Origin of the sequence: Croceibacter atlanticus HTCC2559 (genome assembly GCF_000196315.1) — a bacterium.
GTDB lineage: Bacteria > Bacteroidota > Bacteroidia > Flavobacteriales > Flavobacteriaceae > Croceibacter > Croceibacter atlanticus.
Map to the genome: position 1 here is coordinate 873,115 of NC_014230.1, position 17,399 is coordinate 890,513.

At 33.0% G+C, this 17,399-nt stretch carries 18 protein-coding genes; all 18 read right to left on the bottom strand.

Annotated features, from left to right (window positions below; genetic code table 11):
- Nucleotides 1-29: 29 nt before the first annotated feature.
- Nucleotides 30-1,556, bottom strand: coding sequence for a phytoene desaturase family protein (locus CA2559_RS03840; RefSeq protein ID WP_013186530.1), 1,527 nt, complete (start codon nt 1,554-1,556; stop codon nt 30-32).
- Nucleotides 1,553-5,230, bottom strand: coding sequence for a 1-acyl-sn-glycerol-3-phosphate acyltransferase (locus tag CA2559_RS03845; RefSeq protein WP_013186531.1), 3,678 nt, complete (start codon nt 5,228-5,230; stop codon nt 1,553-1,555). The genes CA2559_RS03840 and CA2559_RS03845 overlap by 4 nt, the downstream gene beginning before the upstream one ends.
- Nucleotides 5,223-6,416: a DUF2062 domain-containing protein gene (locus CA2559_RS03850; protein ID WP_013186532.1), complete on the bottom strand. Its 1,194-nt coding sequence runs from the start codon at nt 6,414-6,416 to the stop codon at nt 5,223-5,225. The genes CA2559_RS03845 and CA2559_RS03850 overlap by 8 nt, the downstream gene beginning before the upstream one ends.
- A gap of 176 nt (nt 6,417-6,592) precedes the next feature.
- Nucleotides 6,593-6,976 (bottom strand): hotdog family protein, encoded by a 384-nt coding sequence (locus CA2559_RS03855; protein WP_013186533.1) that lies wholly within the window; start codon nt 6,974-6,976, stop codon nt 6,593-6,595.
- A 13-nt stretch (nt 6,977-6,989) separates the two neighbouring features.
- On the bottom strand, nt 6,990-7,604 hold the full coding sequence (locus CA2559_RS03860) for a hypothetical protein (RefSeq protein ID WP_013186534.1): 615 nt from the start codon (nt 7,602-7,604) through the stop codon (nt 6,990-6,992).
- The gene (locus CA2559_RS03865) at nt 7,585-8,214 is read right to left on the bottom strand and encodes an outer membrane lipoprotein carrier protein LolA (RefSeq protein WP_013186535.1); all 630 of its coding nucleotides are present in this window, start codon (nt 8,212-8,214) and stop codon (nt 7,585-7,587) included. Before CA2559_RS03865 ends, CA2559_RS03860 begins: the two co-directional genes overlap by 20 nt.
- Nucleotides 8,207-8,983 (bottom strand): polysaccharide deacetylase family protein, encoded by a 777-nt coding sequence (locus tag CA2559_RS03870; RefSeq protein ID WP_013186536.1) that lies wholly within the window; start codon nt 8,981-8,983, stop codon nt 8,207-8,209. Before CA2559_RS03870 ends, CA2559_RS03865 begins: the two co-directional genes overlap by 8 nt.
- Entirely contained in the window at nt 8,974-10,044 is a 1,071-nt protein-coding gene (locus CA2559_RS03875; protein WP_013186537.1) for a beta-ketoacyl synthase N-terminal-like domain-containing protein, read from the bottom strand. Before CA2559_RS03875 ends, CA2559_RS03870 begins: the two co-directional genes overlap by 10 nt.
- Nucleotides 10,041-11,243 (bottom strand): beta-ketoacyl-[acyl-carrier-protein] synthase family protein, encoded by a 1,203-nt coding sequence (locus tag CA2559_RS03880; RefSeq protein WP_013186538.1) that lies wholly within the window; start codon nt 11,241-11,243, stop codon nt 10,041-10,043. The genes CA2559_RS03875 and CA2559_RS03880 overlap by 4 nt, the downstream gene beginning before the upstream one ends.
- Before the next feature lie 6 nt (nt 11,244-11,249).
- On the bottom strand, nt 11,250-11,507 hold the full coding sequence (locus tag CA2559_RS03885; protein ID WP_013186539.1) for a phosphopantetheine-binding protein: 258 nt from the start codon (nt 11,505-11,507) through the stop codon (nt 11,250-11,252).
- Entirely contained in the window at nt 11,507-12,118 is a 612-nt protein-coding gene (locus CA2559_RS03890) for a hypothetical protein (protein ID WP_013186540.1), read from the bottom strand. The genes CA2559_RS03885 and CA2559_RS03890 overlap by 1 nt, the downstream gene beginning before the upstream one ends.
- A gap of 5 nt (nt 12,119-12,123) precedes the next feature.
- Nucleotides 12,124-13,269, bottom strand: coding sequence for a beta-ketoacyl-[acyl-carrier-protein] synthase family protein (locus CA2559_RS03895; protein ID WP_013186541.1), 1,146 nt, complete (start codon nt 13,267-13,269; stop codon nt 12,124-12,126).
- Nucleotides 13,262-13,708, bottom strand: a complete 447-nt coding sequence (locus tag CA2559_RS03900; protein WP_041241105.1) for an acyl-CoA thioesterase — start codon at nt 13,706-13,708, stop codon at nt 13,262-13,264. Before CA2559_RS03900 ends, CA2559_RS03895 begins: the two co-directional genes overlap by 8 nt.
- A 13-nt stretch (nt 13,709-13,721) precedes the next feature.
- The gene (locus CA2559_RS03905; protein ID WP_013186543.1) at nt 13,722-14,162 is read right to left on the bottom strand and encodes a hypothetical protein; all 441 of its coding nucleotides are present in this window, start codon (nt 14,160-14,162) and stop codon (nt 13,722-13,724) included.
- Nucleotides 14,163-14,258: 96 nt separating this feature from the next.
- Nucleotides 14,259-15,131 (bottom strand): LpxL/LpxP family acyltransferase, encoded by an 873-nt coding sequence (locus tag CA2559_RS03910; protein ID WP_013186544.1) that lies wholly within the window; start codon nt 15,129-15,131, stop codon nt 14,259-14,261.
- An 18-nt stretch (nt 15,132-15,149) separates the two neighbouring features.
- Nucleotides 15,150-15,392 (bottom strand): phosphopantetheine-binding protein, encoded by a 243-nt coding sequence (locus CA2559_RS03915; protein ID WP_013186545.1) that lies wholly within the window; start codon nt 15,390-15,392, stop codon nt 15,150-15,152.
- Nucleotides 15,385-16,614, bottom strand: coding sequence for a beta-ketoacyl-[acyl-carrier-protein] synthase family protein (locus tag CA2559_RS03920; RefSeq protein WP_148232774.1), 1,230 nt, complete (start codon nt 16,612-16,614; stop codon nt 15,385-15,387). Before CA2559_RS03920 ends, CA2559_RS03915 begins: the two co-directional genes overlap by 8 nt.
- Before the next feature lie 18 nt (nt 16,615-16,632).
- Complete coding sequence (gene fabG, locus CA2559_RS03925; RefSeq protein WP_013186547.1) at nt 16,633-17,376, bottom strand: 3-oxoacyl-ACP reductase FabG; 744 nt, start codon at nt 17,374-17,376, stop codon at nt 16,633-16,635.
- Nucleotides 17,377-17,399: the final 23 nt, after the last annotated feature.

Consider the following 17,399-nt stretch of genomic DNA (forward strand, 5'->3'; position numbering starts at 1 on the left):
TTAATAGTTTAAAATGAGAATGTAAATGCTTAATTGCTTTCCCATACTTTTTTCATTAAATACTCTGTTCCTAAAATTTCTCCACAAGTTAATACACCGCTTATTGTAACGCCTAGAATACCGTGCATATTTGTACTCTGTCCTGTAAAGAATAGATTTTCTATCTTGGTTCTTGCAGAAACATTAGAGTGTAATGGAAAATTCACATCTTTTTCGTACCCATACATTGAGCCTCTATTACTACCAATATAATCTCTGTATGAAAGTGGTGTTGAGGTGTACACAGTTTCAATACAAGCTCTAATATCTGGAAATTTTTTCTCTAATTCTTTTATAAATTGTTCTGTTTTTTCTTCCTTAAACTCTTTATAGGTTTGGCCTCTGTTGTTCTTGTGAGTAACTGTATTAAAGGTGTCTTCCCAAGGTTTTACTTCGTCATAATTCATATAGGCTAAGGCTGTAAAATTGTCTGCCCAAATGTCATTATTAGTTTTTGGACCCATAGAAATCATATAAGATTCTGGCCAAGATTCATTGGTGTAGTTTTGGGAAGACCAAACAGAATCTTCCGATTTGTAGTGGTATACATTGTAATTCTTGTAGCGAAAGGTATTTGGCTTTAAAACTACGTGAAGGCTAAATGCAGCTATTGTACTTTTTATATTTTTTATTCGTTTAATATAGGATTTTCGTAAAGCATCTGTCTTCAGAATATCTAAGGTTAACTTTGGTTCTATATTCGAAATAAATGTTTTTCCTTTTATTATGTGACCTTGGTTTGTTTTAACAGATACAGCAGTTTTGCCCTCACAAGTAATTTCTGTAACTTCTTGATGTTTAAATGCATGACCGCCATTTTCAAACAACCGTTTTATTAAAAACTTAGATATTTGGCTTCCTCCGTTTAAGCACCTATAGGCACTTTTAATATAAGAGTCAACAGATAAGGCGTGTACATAAAATGGCGTTTTATCTCCTTGACCAGCATAAAGCAAATTTGTTCCTGCCAATACGGCTTTTAATGTGTTGTTGTCTGTTATAGAATCTATATAAGATTTTGCACTTTCTTCAAACAAGTTAAAATCATCATATTCTGGTTTCCCAACTTTCATACAGTATAAGGGAAACTTAGATGTAGTATCTTGAAGCTTTTTGCAATATTCAGAAATTGCTGTCTCTTCTTGAGGAAATTCTTCTAATAATGTGGCTTTAAAGTTATCTATACCTTGAGCGTGGCGGTATTCTTTGTCATTTTCTCCAAATGTTATAACATCAAAACCATCTTTATCTAACTTTTTTAGTTTTAGGTCGTCTATAATATCTAAATATTTAAAATATTGATACATATTTTGACCTTCTTCTAGTCCGCCTATATAATGCACACCTGTATCAAAAATTGTTTTTTCTCTTACAAAGGTTTGTAGGTTTCCGCCATATTGGTTGTTTTTTTCCAAAATGCAGACACTATATCCTTCTTTTGCAAAGATATTTCCAGCTACAAGACCACCTAAGCCACTTCCTATAATTACAATATCGTATTCTTGCTTTAACTTCAATCTTCAATTTTTTTAAAGATACTAAGATTGTCTTCTTTAGTTATTAATTTAAATGCGTTTGTATTACCAACTCTGTTTAATATACCATTTGAATTTATAATAATGATACTCTTATAGTTGCTGAAATTAATTGTTATTTCATCTTCAGAAAAGTTATCTAAAATTAAAACAGATGCAGGCGTATTTAAAACGTCTTCTATCTTGTTGTAAAAGTTTAATTTATAATCTGAATGAGAAGTGTAGCTATTGTTAAGTCTATCCAAATCTTTTGTATTCTTAATAGCACTATAAATTTTACGATTTGGTGCGTGTAACGCCAATAAGATATCTAACTGTCCTTTATGGTTGCCAAGGTGTGCAATAGTTTCCTTTTTGTCTAGAAAATTAATAATATGGAAATAGATTGTCTTATTTTTTTCTAGATCTAATTTTACGTTTTCAAACAGTTTGTGTCCTTTGTATTTGTACTCGTTTAAAATTCTATCTTTAAAATAGGTTTCTGTTTCAATCCTGTTTCTTAGGTTATTAAATTCAGATTTAAAGTATTGGCTTATAAGTTTAGATTTTTCTTTGTATGAAGTGCCGTAAGCTTCACTGTTGTAGGGAATACGCTTTAAAACTTCAACAGTAATTTTACCATCTTTAATAGCAAAACTACCTTTAGGAAGCACTTCACTATTACCGTGAATAAGAATAGGAATTATGTCTAATTTTAATTCTTCAGCTAAATAAAATGCACCTTTATGAAAACGCCTTATGTAGTTAGTTTTAGATCTTGTGCCTTCTGGAAATGCCATTAAACTGTAACCTTCATCTACTTTTTTCTTTAAATGCGACACGCCTTTCTCAATACCTCCAGAAACTGGATAAAATCCTGCTAATTGAACAGCCTTACCAAATATTGGGGAATTATAAACCCAGTCGTTAACCAAAAAAATAAGTTTTGGATGCATCATTCCTATCACGAGGATATCTAAAAAAGAGGTATGATTGGCTATAAGTATTGCTGGTTTATCAAACGTTTCTTTTGTTGTATTAATAACTTCTTTTTTTACAAACGGATTGGTGTTTAACACAGATTTCATAAAACCAGATATTGTTTTATGAAGAACAATCATTTTACTGCTCTTTTTAATTGGTAAAACCTTCATTACCGTAACACTTAACAGAGATAGAAGTAATCCTCCTAAGCCATAATATAAAAATGAGAAACCAGAATGTATTAGTTGTCTTAGTGTGGCTGGCAATTGGTGCTTAGAGCCAACCAATACTCGAAATAATAAAGGTTGTATTGTAAAAGCACAAAACATTGCAGAGAATATCCCAATTATGCAAACCAAAGCTATACTGTATAATGCAGGATGCTTGGTAAAGATTAATACACCAATGCCCAATATGGTTGTTATTACAGAAAGTGTGATTGAGGTTTTGTGAGTATATAGAGTTGGTGTCCCAAAACGGTACTCTTTTAACAAGCCGTTGGTCATAAAAATGCAATAATCTACACCTAGACCAAAAATAAATGTAGAGATTATGATGTTAAAAATATTAAACTCTAAACCTATTAACCCCATAAGGCCAATAGTTAATAGCCAACTTAATAGTATAGGTATACTGGTAATTAGTGTAAGAGTTATGCTTTTATAAAAAAGCAATAAAAGAACAACCACTACAATTAATGAATATCTAATAAGCTTATTAAAATCTGTTTTAAGGTTACCAAGTAGTGTTTCATTTATTTGCTGCCTATCTATAACAATCGTATTTTCTAAAGTTTTAAATGCATCTTTTACTTCTGTAACCTTTGCCTCTTTAACCTTGACTAAAGAAGTTACTGTAGTAAAGCCATTTTTAGTAGAAATATAGTCTGCAAGATTTATAGACGCCAAAGAATTATAGTCTGCAACATTAATAGGAGAAAAGGGTTTTTCTAAGACTCCATAAAAGGTGTTGAATGTAGTAGGTTTAAACCCAAACTTTGAACCTTCTGTTACCATCTCTTGTTGTAGTCGAGCTGTTTTTGTAGAATCCCAAAAGGTGTTCCAAGCTGAGATTTTTTCTTGTTGTAACGCTTTAGATTGTACAAGTGCACCAACATTGCTAAAGTTTAAAACTGTCTTATTTTCCTCAAGCGCGTTTAGTGTTTTATATATGTTGTCATTTTGCTGAAGAGCAGTTTGTAGAGTGTCACTATAACCGGTAATGTAAATAGATTTAGCTGAAAAATTTGTGAGCCTGTCTAAGCGTTGTTTAGCTTCAATTAAAGACTTTGGCTCATAATTAAGTTTAGAGATGTCATTATTAAATGAAGCGCTTTGATAAGTAAAGGCACTAACTATAAATAAAACTATTAAAGTGCCAATTACCCATTTGTTTCTGTGAAATGAAAATTTAGAAAAGGAATCTATTATGTTAGATTTTTCTTGAATCTTTGAGTTTACACGATACACTTGCGGTATAAAAATTAAGGCAAAAACTGAAGCGCCAAGAACACTTATTGCAGCAAAAATCCCTAAATCTTGTAGTGCTTGTGACTTAATGAAAATTAAACATAAAAAAGCCATTGCAGTGGTTAAACTGCTCATTAAAATCGGCTTGGTCACATCTTTGTATAACGCTTTTACATCTGCGTTGTTTCTTAAATGCGTAAGAATATGTAGAGAATAGTCTAAAGTTACACCTAATAATACTGAGCCAATACCTAAGGATATTGCAGAAATTTGAGTTCTTATTAGAAAAAGAGAAGCAATTGAAAGTAATCCTCCAAAAAGGGTTGGAACAAACAGTACTAAAGGTATTTGCACCTTTCTGTAAAAGAAAGCAAAAATAAGTAGCAAAATAGCCATTGCTATACCAACAGTATACTGTACATCTAATTTTATTTGCTTTGCATTTGCTACTGCAACAAGAACACCACCATAAACTTCTAATGAAGCCTTATTTTTAAACGTTGTATTTAGTGAGTCTTTAATTAAATTTAAAGTTTCTACAAACACAGCATTCTCGTCTGTTTTTCCGGTGCCATAAGTTGGGGTGAGAAAAAGCAATACATTTTGCTCATCCTTACTTAGCAAAAATCCATTCTTAATTTTAAATTGATCACCAATACCTAGTGTTTCAAGTTTTTTTAATCCAATAAAGGATAACCCTAAAGGATCTTTTAAAATTGTTTCTTTCGCAATTATGCCACTAGGAGAAATTAATGTTCTATAATTAGATGCTAGAGTAGCACTAATACTGTCTGCTTTAATCTTATGAGCCAGTTGTTTGTAATCTGTACTATCTAAAAATAAAGGCAGGTTGTTGTAAACAAAATCTAAGGTATGTAAAACATCGGCGTCTTCTATTTGGCCTTGAACATCTTTGATATAATTAGGCCTAAGACCAGAGATACTATCTACAAAAGCTGAAGCCATGTTTGTTAGATCTTCTGCACTTCCGTTATCAGATTGCCTAATGTTTACAATTATCTTATCAGTAAAATTAACGTTGTTTAATACCTTTTGAAGCTCTTTACCTTCTTCATCTGCAGGAATTAGTTTGGTTATATCTTCTTCAAACTTAAGTTGCAGTGCCGTATAGGCTAGCGCAGAAAATAAAGCAAGAAATAAGAAAAGGCTTAATAGCTTTCTTGATGCAATTAAATTATATGTCTTTAAAAAGAAGTTATTCATTTTTAAGACTATTTTTTTTAGGCTTTAGCATATACAAAATAAAATATCCTAAACCACCAAGTGCAACTGCGCTTACAGTTGCTAAAATTAAACTACCAATAACATAGGTTTGTAAATGGTTGAGTACGCCGTAACCTTTTGTGATATGCTCTAATTGGTAGGTGTCTTCTTGTCCTAAAACAAAACTACCAATGTTCATACTAGCTAAAAATACAAAGGGAATAAATGGCGGCAAACTAATATTAGAGCAGGCAAATGAAATGGCTTTGTTTAGCTTGAAGAATATAGATAAGAATATAACCCCAATTGTGTGAAACCCCCAAAATGGAGATAACCCAATAAACACTCCTAAAGCTATTGATAGTGCTTTCTTTTTAGGCGAGTCTTGATGCCCCAAAATATCTTCATATATAAATTCCTTGAAGCGCTTTGACTTAAATTTCCTGTAAAAATCTCTAGGCTTTATATAAAAAAATGCGACGAGTAGTAGCCAAGTGTTCAAGATGCTTATGCGTGTAAAATCTTGAAAAGGCCTAAAATGGGATACGCGCTCATTCTCATCATACAAAACATTTATAGGTATATTTTTAACTGTAGCACCACGCCAAGCAGACTTTACGATAACTTCTATTTCTAGTTCAAATTTATCTGTATATAACTTTGTATGTTTTATGATATTTAAAGGATATAGTCTAAACCCAGATTGGGTATCCTCTAGCCAGATGCCTGTTTCAACTCCATACCAAAAGTTAGAAAACTTATTGCCAAAACTACTCTTCTTTGGGACACCAACTTGCGTCATGTTTCTTGCGCCAATTAATAACAAAGAGTCGTCTTGTGCTATTTTAAGCTCTTTGATAAATACTGGGATATCTTTTGGAAAATGTTGACCATCAGAATCTATTGTAATTGCATAGGTAAATCCTAATGCAATTGCAGTTTTAAAACCTTGTTTTAACGCGTGTCCTTTACCAATATTTTTAGTGGAATGTAATACGATAAGATTTGGGTAACCTTCTAAAATACTGGTGGTATGATCTGTAGATCCGTCATTTATGATTATAAGATCTTGGGTGTGCTTTAAAACGCCATCAATAACGCGCTTTAAGGTATTTGCATTATTATACGTAGGCATAATAACACAACATTTAGAGGGAAAGGTATGGTCTGTTAAAGATATTGCCATTAACGAATCTAGATTTCTTGCAACTACAAGATTACAAAACTAAGGCGCCAAGCTAAAGTGTTAACGTTACTGTATTGCTATTACCACACTGCTTTTGCCACCTATGTCTTGGCGACGAAATTACTCTTTTTAATTGTAACGTAAAATGACCTAAACAGAAGGCGGCTTTTAATTACCTATTTAGAAAATGTGTCTTCTAAATTTTTAAACTGAGCTCTTAAGTTTAAAGCAATGGTATCATTATAGGAGATAATGGCTTTTACCTTAATAACCTCTTCAACTTCAGAAATAGCAATGCTTAAAACTAACTTAGGATTAGCCTCTGGATTAACTGTTTCTAAAAACTTTACGTTAGATGAAACAGAAAGAAATAACGATCTGTCTAGAGCTTTTTCTGTCAACTCTTTTATAATCTGAATAGAACAAACACCAGGTAAAATTGGATTTCCGGGAAAATGACCTTTAAATATGTCGTGATCATTATTTAGGGTTATAGAGGCGTTTACTGTATTGTCTTCAAAAGAAAAATGATCTGTAGTATATAGTCCTTCAATAAGCATAGAAATTCTGTTTTTAAAGCTTTTGTAATGCTAAACTTAGCTTTATAGTATGGTGTTTAATTGTAATATAGTGTGCGCTTGCATTCTTAATATCTTCAAAAATAAATGTAATTTTCTCTTTAGTTGATGAGGTGTTCACAATTTTTTTGAGAGACTTATTCTCTTTAGAAAACGCATAAAAGTTAAACCTTTTTCCATCTCTAGTTTTATATACAGTCTCTGTATTAGAAGAATATTCCTGTTGTACCACAAGAGTTTCTTTCAACAAGATTTTAAAATCCCTTTTTAAGGTATTTATTAGTATCGGTTTGTTTAGAGCATCAACTATAAAGTGGCTTTTAAAAGCATCTTCTTGAAATTCAAAATCAAATAGTGTGCTTCCAAATTCTGTAGTAAAAACCACACGATGTGTGTCTTCACTTATTTTTTTTATAATTAGTATACCACCAAAATGGTTGCCATAAACATCTATTTTAGACTTGTATACATAATCTGTATTAGGATTAGAAAAATAAGGGTTGGTTATAATATTCGTTGAACTAGTGTTGGCTTCAACTAAATTACGAGTTGTTTTTAAGGAACAGCTGCACAGTAAACATAAAATTAGGCTAGTGAGTAAAAACCGCATTGCTTACAGGTGTGTTTAAAACTCTATTCTTAAATACAATACGAGTGTAATCTTGAGAAGGTTCAATCATCTTTACTTCAAATACTTGAGCATTGGTTTTATCAAATAATAATTCAAACTGCGCAATGTAATTTGATATCGCTTTCTCTTTTGGGATAAAGGTAGCTTTGTAGTAAGTGTTGCTTTTAAGGTAAGAGATATTAAAATCATTTTCAATAAACATATCTCCTTTAATGCTGCTAATTATTAACTCATTTAGATTTTTAAACAGCTTACTGCTACCAATATCTACATTACTTTTGGTGCCATCATCATTAATTAAAAGTTGGTCTTCTTTAAAAATTACACTGTAGGAAAATGGTTTGGTATACTGCCACTTTACCAAGTTTGGGGATTTAAAAACCATATGACCATTTGTCTCAATATCATTGGATAGTATGTCCAAATGTTTGTACTGCGTAAAATCACTTTTAATTGTAGTAATAGATTTAGCTGAAGCTTTTACATTTTCCTTAAAGGTTTGTATTTCAGATTTACTCATAGACTTTTCTTGAGCAACACTGCTTAATAATAGTCCAAATATAAAAATGAGTGTGATTAACTTACGCATAGGCTTTAATCTGAAAAAGCTGGTTAACAGTAACCGACTTAAGGTCTTTAGTTTTTAAAAATAACAATAACCGTTCCAACACAGCTACGCTTTTTTCACTTGTATCGTGAAGCAAAATAACATCTCCAGGTTTAAGATTTTTTGTAATTCTTTTAAAAATAGCATCTTCTGAAAGACTTGTGGTATCTAGGCTTCTTTGGTTCCAACCGATTGCGATTAAATTTAAGGCTTTAACTGCGTGTGCAATATTAGGATTAGTAACGCCAAAAGCTGGTCTAAATAATTGTATGTTTTTACCTGTTTGTTCTCTTAATAGGGCATTTGTTTTTTCCAGCTCTTTTCTAACTCTTGTTTTTGAAAAAAAACCAAAAGTTGTACTGTGAGAATACGTATGATTTCCAATGGTGTGGCCTTCTTTTAATATAGAGGCTACAACGTTTGGATTTTCTTCAATGTGTTTGCCTATTAAAAAAAATGTGGCTTTTGCACTGTGTGTCTTTAAAAGTTTAAGGACATCTTGTGTAAATTTTGAATGAGGACCATCATCAAAAGTAATAGCTACTTGTTGTTCTGTATGATTAGGTTTAGAGTGTAGCGATTTAAAAAAATAATTTAATCTAATAAACCAGGATCCCAATAAAACACACACTAACCAAATAGAAAAAAGGACTACATATACCCACCAATTTATTTGGTTAAATATGTGAATTATAGCTGTTGTAATAACAATACAGCCAAAACCAATATTTACCAATTGTCCTATTCGCATGACTTTAATAGTGTAAAGCTGTGGTGTTCTCCACGATACTGGTTGTATAGTAAAATTATAGATTGCTTTGTCTTTAAAGACTTACGCTTAATAATATCTTCTGGGGTTTGTTGATGCCTTATTAATTGGCTTGCTGTATATAATGCAAATGCCGATGCGGTATGATACTCGCCAATTAAATGTTTGTAATAAAGTATGCCCGTATGAGCTTTGAGCAATGATGTGAAGGTGTTGTAAAAAGAGTCAAATTCAACATCACCGTTATAGCCTAAAACCACACTGTCTAAATTTTCTAAGGTTAAGTTGTGTGCAGATAAAAAAGCAATTAAAACTTCATTTAGATGTTCCTTTTTTAAGGTATTATGCATTGAGGTGCCTAAGAGTTTAGCATAAGTAGAATCTTGACGCTTGTTAGAAAGCACAAAGAAGTTTGCGCCTTCACCAAATATTGCACCCTTTGTAGTACTATTTAATAATTGGTTAGAAGCTGTAGCGGCATTTTTAATGTGATTAATTTTTTTGTGAATTTTTATAGAATGGTCGGAAAGCTCATCAATACCACCAACTAAAATGGTTTCCGCTTCATTAAGCTCGAGTTGTAAAGAGGCATCTAATAAAGCAGACTCAAAAGAATTACTTGCTTGAACATAGGTGAAATTATACCCTTTACAATTTATGTCTATTGCAATTTGACCTCCAACTGTATTGTGGGTAGACTGTATAAAAGGTGTTGGTGTAAGATATTGTTCATCATTATCTATAATGCTACCTACAAACTTTTCTGTATCTATAATACAGCCCATTCCTGTTCCTGTTATTATTGCATTTATTGTAGGATGGTTGGCGTTTTTTAAAGCAATTTTAGCAGCGGTAATACCCATTTTAACACCGTTGGCCATACGTCTAGCTTTAGAAGGCACTATGTAATCTTTATAATTTGGAGAAACTGCTGGAAGTACCGTGTTGTTGTAATGTATAACCTCGTTTAAAAAATGAGTGTTGTCATAGGTTTTCTGAGACGAAATTGATCCTAGTCCATTTATGTAAATAGATTTTTTCACGCGTCTTTAGAAAATATTAATGTAGAGCAATTGCCACCAAACCCTAAGGAATTTGACATTACGGTTTGTAGTTGCTTATATTTTAAATTAAGTTGAGGTGTTAGTGTTGAATCCTTCATCTGTGTCTTAAAATTTAGATTTGGAAACACAACCTGATGCTGTAATGCTAAAATTGAAAAAACAGCTTCTACAGCACCAGCTGCAGCCAGCGTGTGTCCTGTAAACTGTTTTGTAGAACTAAAATCGGGAACAACGTCTTTAAAGACACGTGTAATTGCACGACTTTCAGATAAATCATTATTTACTGTTGCAGTACCATGTGCGTTTATGTATGATATTTCTTCAGGAGTTAAGCTGGCTACATTTAACGCCTTTAGCATAGCTAAGGTTGCACCTTCACCATCTTCAGAAGATGCTGTTTGATGAAATGCATCATTGGCATTGCCGTAGCCTTTCACATAACCTAAAACCGGTTTGCTTTCAGTAGTTATAACAGTATCAGACTCTAGCACTAAATATGCTGCAGCTTCGCCTAGATTCAAGCCATTTCTATCATTGTCAAATGGTGTGCAAAACGTATCAGATAATATCATTAAAGAATTAAATCCATTAATAGTAAATTTAGAAAGGCTGTCTGTTCCTCCAACTATTACACGATCTAACTTTCCTGCTTTTATAAGTCTTGCACCTAACATAATAGCATTTGCAGCAGATGAGCAAGCAGTGCTAATTGTTGTTACAAAAGCATTTGTAATATTAAGCTGTTCTGCTATTTTCTTTGTGGTGTCTGCTGCATGGTATCCATCTATATACTTCTCACTTTCTTTAGTGTCTAAAAACTTGTAAAAGTGTTGCTCCGTTTTATCCATACCACCAACAGTTGTGGCAGAGATTAAACCTGTTTTATAGCTTGAGGTGTTAGTAATACCTGCATTAGTTACAGCTTGCTTTGCTGCATAAACACCTAGCATTGCTGTTCTGGAGTAGTTATGGTTGTTAGGTAAACTTAAAGTTGCTGTTAATTGCGCGTTGGATAATGAAGCTTCTCCAACTAGTATTTTGTTTTGGTGGTGTGTCTCTAAATGTTTAACTCTGCCTAAACCCGAAGTTGAAGATAGTAAGGCTTCGTAATTCTCAGCCACATTGTTACCAATAGCTGAAATTATTCCCATTCCTGTAATAGCAACACCTTTATTCAATACAGTTTATTTAGTGCGGTGTTCTTTAATATAAGTTGCCATAACCTCAACAGACTCAAATATTCTTTTACCATCTTGAGGATCAGTTAATTTTATACCATAGTCCTTATCTAGCATAACAATTAGCTCTAACGCATCAATAGAGTCTAGACCTAAGCCATCTCCAAAAAGAGCATCATTATCTTCAATATCCTCAACTGCTACATCTTCTAAATTTAGCTGCTCTATAATTTTCTCTTTTAATTCTTGTTTCAATGCTTCCATTAGGAATTATATAAATGGTTTAATTGGTCTGTAGTAAATGGGATGTTACCGTTTTTGCCTACTAAAAAGAGAATGGCTTCATTATTAGTGTCATCAACATTAACCCAACCACACAATACTTTTTCTGCTTTATTTGTGTGTAGCAATGCAGTAGTATAAGCTAATAAATGATCTGCATTGAACGCGTCAAAGATAAAAAAACTATTCTCAGAGTATAGTTGGTGCTTAATACTAATCTCACCCAAACAAATGTTGGGCAATGTATATACAAATGTTGAGGGACTTGGATAAAAACTATCTTCATCTGAAATTGATTTCTGATGTTTTCTATCTGTATCTAAACTGGATGCATTGTTAGAAAATACTAAGGCAATATCAGTTTCTGAATTGACTTGAGAGTTTAAAATAACATCTGCAGTTAGAAACGCCAACTTACTTAACGTATCCATTTTAAAAAACTTAGGATAGTTAATATCGAGTGTTTTATAGGCACTTTTAAGAAACTCCTGAAGCGTTTTGGCAAGGTTATCTTTATAGATAGTTTCTCCATTAAGCGAAATGCTATGCTCGTTAATACTACAAAATTGCTCTATGGTGTAATTATCGTTCAATACTTTTAATTTACTTTTTTAAACACAGCAGCAGTATTACAACCGCCAAAACCAGAAGCCGTTTTTAAAAATATACGTAAGTTTTTTTCTTTGGTTTTGGTAATAATATTAAGTGGTTTAGAAGTGCCCTGAATCTTAAACCCTAAAGACGTAAATAATGTATTTTGATGTAATGAATGCATACCTACAATAGTTTCTACTAATGCAGAAGCTCCTAAACTGTGTCCAAAATACCCTTTTAAACTATGTAAAGGTGTTTGCTGAAGCTCTAGCCTATTAAAAGCAATAGCTTCCATTTCATCATTAAATGGTGTGGCAGTACCGTGTGCAGAAATAAAATCGATATCAGCTTTAGAAATATCTGCATCATTTAAAGCTGCTTGGACACTTCTAAATAAGCCTTCGCCAGTTCGCGATGGTCCAGAAATATGATTGGCATCATTTTTCGTGCTATCTCCCAAAACTTCAACAGCTTCCTTACATAAATGATCTTTGCTTTTTGTAACAAGTGCACTTGCAACAACTTCTCCTAAATTAATTCCATTTCGATTAGTATCATATGGTCTGCAAGGTGATAAGCTCATTGCTTGAAAACTATTAAATCCTGAAAGAACAAACTTTGAAACCAGATCTCCACCAACAACAAAGACATGATCATAAAGTCCTAAAGTGATGTATTTTTTTGCAGCTGTAATAGCCAGAACGCCAGAAACACAAGCATTAGATAATACGACAGCATCATTCTTAAAATTAAAATGAGAGGTTATAGTCTTACCTAAACTGCTTAAATATGCTCTTTCTTCTGGGAATGGATTGGCATTATCTAAAACATCGATATTGCCTTTTGTGGTAGAAATTATGATACCAACTTTTTCATCTAAATTTAAATTGGCTGTATTTATGGTGTCCTGTAACGAGACAATCATCATCTTTTCTAAAACGGTGTAATCATGTTTAGCATTTAGTTTAGAGAAAGAGGTTTCTAAAATCTCCTTATTTATAACCGAAGTGTAAAATGGTTCCTGAAACAGCTCCTTGTCGTGCAGTTTCTTTAGCCCAGAAACTTCATTTTTAATGTTTGAGACCACAGCCTTGCTTGAAAAACCAAGTGATGATATAATAGTATTATGAGATACATAGACGTTACTCATCTAACAATCCTACTTTTTGTTTCCAAGCTTTAAAAAATGGTGGAATGGTTAAGGATAAGTCTCCGTCTAACTCTACAAAAACCTGTATGGTTTCTCCTGTACAAACTATTTGTCCTTGCGGATTATATATTTCGTAATTAAAAATCATCTTAGCTGCAGGAGAATCCTTGTATATTGTTTTAATAGTAGCAACATCTCCGTAGCGAAGCGGTAATTTATGCTCTGAAGTAGATTTAACTATCGGTGTGCTAAAGTTATGTTTTTTTTGGTCTAAGTATGAAATGCCATGATGTCTTCCAAAAGCTTCTCTGCCGTCTTCAAAATACTGTATGTAGTTACCATGCCATACTATTCCCAAAGGATCTGTTTCAACAAACCGAACTCTAATTTCACTTGTAAATGAAATCTCTTTTGCTTGTGACTCATCTTTTTTTGGCATTTTAGATAGTGTTTTAAGCGTTAGCAATAGCTGTTTTCATTTCACATTCAGATATTAATGTGTCATCTTTCATACAACGTAATTTCACCAATGTAATACCCATAAATTCGGTTACAATAGTTGCGGTTGTTGTTAGTACATCTGTCACCTTTGGCAATGTAAAAACCTCTACTTTTTTTATGGCGCCAATAAACCCAATTGGCACATCTCCTTGTTCATCTTTATTTTTATAACCGCTATGTAATGCAATGGTTTGTGCCATATGTTCAATTATACCAGCTTCTGTAAATGTGTTGTGGGCTGTAAAGATATTTTCTTCTGTTATTGTTAGTGAAGCTTTAACTTCTGTATCAGAATACGCTAAAAGTTTATCTACCATGATAATAGGCTCTCGTTGAGGTATTAATGCCTTAATCTGTTCTTTGTCTGAAACTGGAAGTGTATTAATAGCCATAGTAGTCTTTTTAAAACGGTTCAAAAATACAATAAATGGTACTTGTGTAGTGAGATATTAACGGGACTTGTACACAGATTACTCTTAAGTTTATATTTAGTTCCAAAACTTAAAATAATTAAACCACTGTAAAGGATATTTTTGAAGTACAAGTTCTAAATCTTGTATGTAAACTTTTAAAATTTCTTGTGCCGATTTTTGTTCGGTTTGTGTGGTACGCGTGTATAAATGGTAATGTGTTTTAGACGCTTTCATAACATATACAAAAGCAACAGGTGTTTTTAGTTTAGATGCTATTTGAAATGGTCCTGAAGGAAACTCTGCTTCTGCACCTAAAAAAGTATCTGTAAATGTTTTGGTATTATCTATATAGCGATCTCCTGTTATGCACACCAATTCTCCATTATTTAATGCTGCACTAATCTTATAGATATGAGAAAAGTCATTTTGAATAACTATTATCTTAAGGTTTGATTTGTGTGTAACCTTATTTAGGTACGCTTTAATGTGTTGGTGTTCTGCATCTGTAATAACTAGGTTTATTTGAGATTGTAAATCGATATCATCAAAAAAGAATTCTCCAATTTCAAAATTACCTATGTGGGCACTTATTAAAATACCGCCTTTTCCTTGTTTTAATAGTGCGTTTAGCTTCTCTATACCATCAAACTCATAAGTGAATTTATGTTTTAAACCACTACCAATAGCTGTTTTGTCTATAATAGTCTGTCCAAAAACTATATAGTTCTTATAAACAGACCAAAGGCTTTTAATGTTAGAGTATACTAGCCTTTTATTAAAATAATAAAATAAAGCTTTGGTGCTTTTAACGCTAAATAAGAGGTAATACAATGCTACAGGTACGAGGAGAATATAAGCTGCAGTAAGACCAAGATTCTTAATAAAGAATACAAAGATTTTATAGCCTAAAACTGTGCCTTTAGATTTTCCTTCCCATTTGGTAGCCATTAAAATGTAGGGGTTTGCTTAGTTTACCTTACGCTCAATAAGGTCGTAAAAATCTTGAAGGACAACCACGTTGGTAAAATCATCTCCTACAAGCTTCACTCCAAAGTTAGACTCAACCGCTACAACTAGGTCTACAAAGTCTAAGCTGTCTAACTCCAAGGTAGTTTTTAAATTTGCTTGAGGCGTAATATCATCTTCATCCGCCTCAAATTCATCTATGAGAAAATAATTTACCTTCTCAATGATTTGATCTTTAGTCATCTTCCGTTACAATTTTTTTGATAATTAATGCTGAATTGGTCCCGCCAAATCCAAAAGAATTGGACAAAAATACATTAAAATTTTTATCCATAGTTTTAGATACCAAGTTTAAATTTTGGGCAGCTTCATCAGGATGTTCCAAGTTAATATTAGGAGCAATAAACGAGTGTTGCATCATTAGCATAGAGTAAACAATTTCACTAGCTCCTGCCATCCAGCATTCGTGACCGGTCATAGATTTTGTACTGCTAACATAAGGCTTGTAGTCTCCAAATACCTTTGCAATAGCTAACGCTTCATTAGCATCTCCTACTGGTGTCGAAGTGGCGTGTGCGTTAACATAGGTAATTGTCTTAGGGTCTATGTTTGCCATCTGTATAGCTTTGTTCATTGCTATAGATGGCCCTTCGACATTTGGTGTGGAAATGTGCTCTCCATTAGATGAAAAGCCATAACCTATAATTTCTCCAAGAATTGGCGCACCTCTTTTAATTGCAGATTCATAACTTTCTATGACCACAGTAGCCGCGCCACCACTTGGTATTAAACCGTCTCTGTCTTTATCGAAAGGGCGTGAAGCTTTCTCCGGATTTTCATTGGTAGAAAAAACGCCTAGACCATCAAAACTACCAAAGGCTTCCTTATTAATTTCTTGAGCACCACCGCAAATTATAATATCCTGAAGGCCGCTTTTAATTAGGTGGTAGCCTAAACCAATGGCATGAGAACCACTTGCGCAGGCAGCACTAATAGTCATGTTTACACCTCTTAATTTAAAGATGGTAGAAAGATTCATGGTAACTGTGGAGTTCATAGCTTGAAAAATAGCTCCAGACCCAACTAATGTGGTGTCTTTCTTATCTCTAACTTTGTCTATTGAATCTATCACAGATTTTGCAGTGCTATCATTACCAAATAAGATGCCTACTTCATTTTCATTTAAATAGTCTTGAGATATTTTAGCATTTTCTAAAGCTTCAATTGTAGAAGCATAAGCGTAAAAACCTTCTTGTCCCATACTTATACGCTCTCTTCTTGACAGTTGTTTTTTAAGGTCTGGAAGCTCGACCATGCCAGAAAGACAAGACCTATACCCAAACTCTTTTCTATCTGGGTCATATTTAATACCAGACACACCATTATAAAGAGATTCTTTTACTTCAGAAAGATTTTTACCGATACAAGAATAAATTCCCATACCAGTGATGACCACACGTTTCATAATTTTAAATTTCTTGCATTATGAATAGATACCGCCATTAATATTAATGACTTCTCCGGTAATATACGAAGCATTTCTTGAAGCTAAAAAGGAGACTAAATGCGCAACTTCTTCTGCTTCTCCAAACCTATTGGCAGGAATTAACTTTTTAAGTTCCTTTTCATTAAGCTCACTTGTCATATCTGTATTTATAAAACCAGGAGCTACAGCATTTACGGTAACATTTCTTTTTGCCACTTCTTGTGCTAAAGCTTTAGTTGCAGCAACTACAGCACCTTTAGCGGCAGAATAATTGGTTTGGCCAGGTGTACCTTTTACGCCAGATACAGATACCATATTTATAATACGACCGTATTTATTTACCAATAATTGCTTAATAAGATGATTGGTGACATTAAAAAACCCATTTAAACTGGTATTTATAACACTGTTCCAATCTTGAGTTGTCATCCACATAAATAAGCCATCTTTATTTATACCTGCATTATTAACTAAAACTTCTATAACAGCTTCTGGGTTGCTTTCCTGCCAAGCGTCTAAAGATTTTGATACACTTTCTGCATTGGCAACATCAAATTTTAAAAGTTCAGCTTTATTGCCTTCAGCTTCTACAGCAACTTTTGTCTCATTTGCTGCAGTTTCATTGCTATTGTAGTTTATAAGGATTTTATAATCACTGTCTTTTGCTAGTTGAATGCAAACTGCTCTGCCAATACCTCTTGAGCCACCTGTAACCAATGCATATTTTGTTTTTTCTGACATATATGTAGTTTCTGTTATACAAC

Coding starts and splice junctions, on each gene's coding strand:
- CA2559_RS03900 (WP_041241105.1), bottom strand. CDS start 13,708: ATGCCAAAAAAAGATGAGTCACAAGCAAAAGAGATTTCATTTACAAGT.
- CA2559_RS03910 (WP_013186544.1), bottom strand. CDS start 15,131: ATGGCTACCAAATGGGAAGGAAAATCTAAAGGCACAGTTTTAGGCTAT.
- CA2559_RS03860 (WP_013186534.1), bottom strand. CDS start 7,604: ATGCGGTTTTTACTCACTAGCCTAATTTTATGTTTACTGTGCAGCTGT.
- fabG (WP_013186547.1), bottom strand. CDS start 17,376: ATGTCAGAAAAAACAAAATATGCATTGGTTACAGGTGGCTCAAGAGGT.
- CA2559_RS03905 (WP_013186543.1), bottom strand. CDS start 14,162: ATGGCTATTAATACACTTCCAGTTTCAGACAAAGAACAGATTAAGGCA.
- CA2559_RS03850 (WP_013186532.1), bottom strand. CDS start 6,416: ATGGCAATATCTTTAACAGACCATACCTTTCCCTCTAAATGTTGTGTT.
- CA2559_RS03915 (WP_013186545.1), bottom strand. CDS start 15,392: ATGACTAAAGATCAAATCATTGAGAAGGTAAATTATTTTCTCATAGAT.
- CA2559_RS03855 (WP_013186533.1), bottom strand. CDS start 6,976: ATGCTTATTGAAGGACTATATACTACAGATCATTTTTCTTTTGAAGAC.
- CA2559_RS03845 (WP_013186531.1), bottom strand. CDS start 5,230: ATGAATAACTTCTTTTTAAAGACATATAATTTAATTGCATCAAGAAAG.
- CA2559_RS03895 (WP_013186541.1), bottom strand. CDS start 13,269: ATGAGTAACGTCTATGTATCTCATAATACTATTATATCATCACTTGGT.
- CA2559_RS03920 (WP_148232774.1), bottom strand. CDS start 16,614: ATGAAACGTGTGGTCATCACTGGTATGGGAATTTATTCTTGTATCGGT.
- CA2559_RS03870 (WP_013186536.1), bottom strand. CDS start 8,983: ATGCGAATAGGACAATTGGTAAATATTGGTTTTGGCTGTATTGTTATT.
- CA2559_RS03865 (WP_013186535.1), bottom strand. CDS start 8,214: ATGCGTAAGTTAATCACACTCATTTTTATATTTGGACTATTATTAAGC.
- CA2559_RS03885 (WP_013186539.1), bottom strand. CDS start 11,507: ATGGAAGCATTGAAACAAGAATTAAAAGAGAAAATTATAGAGCAGCTA.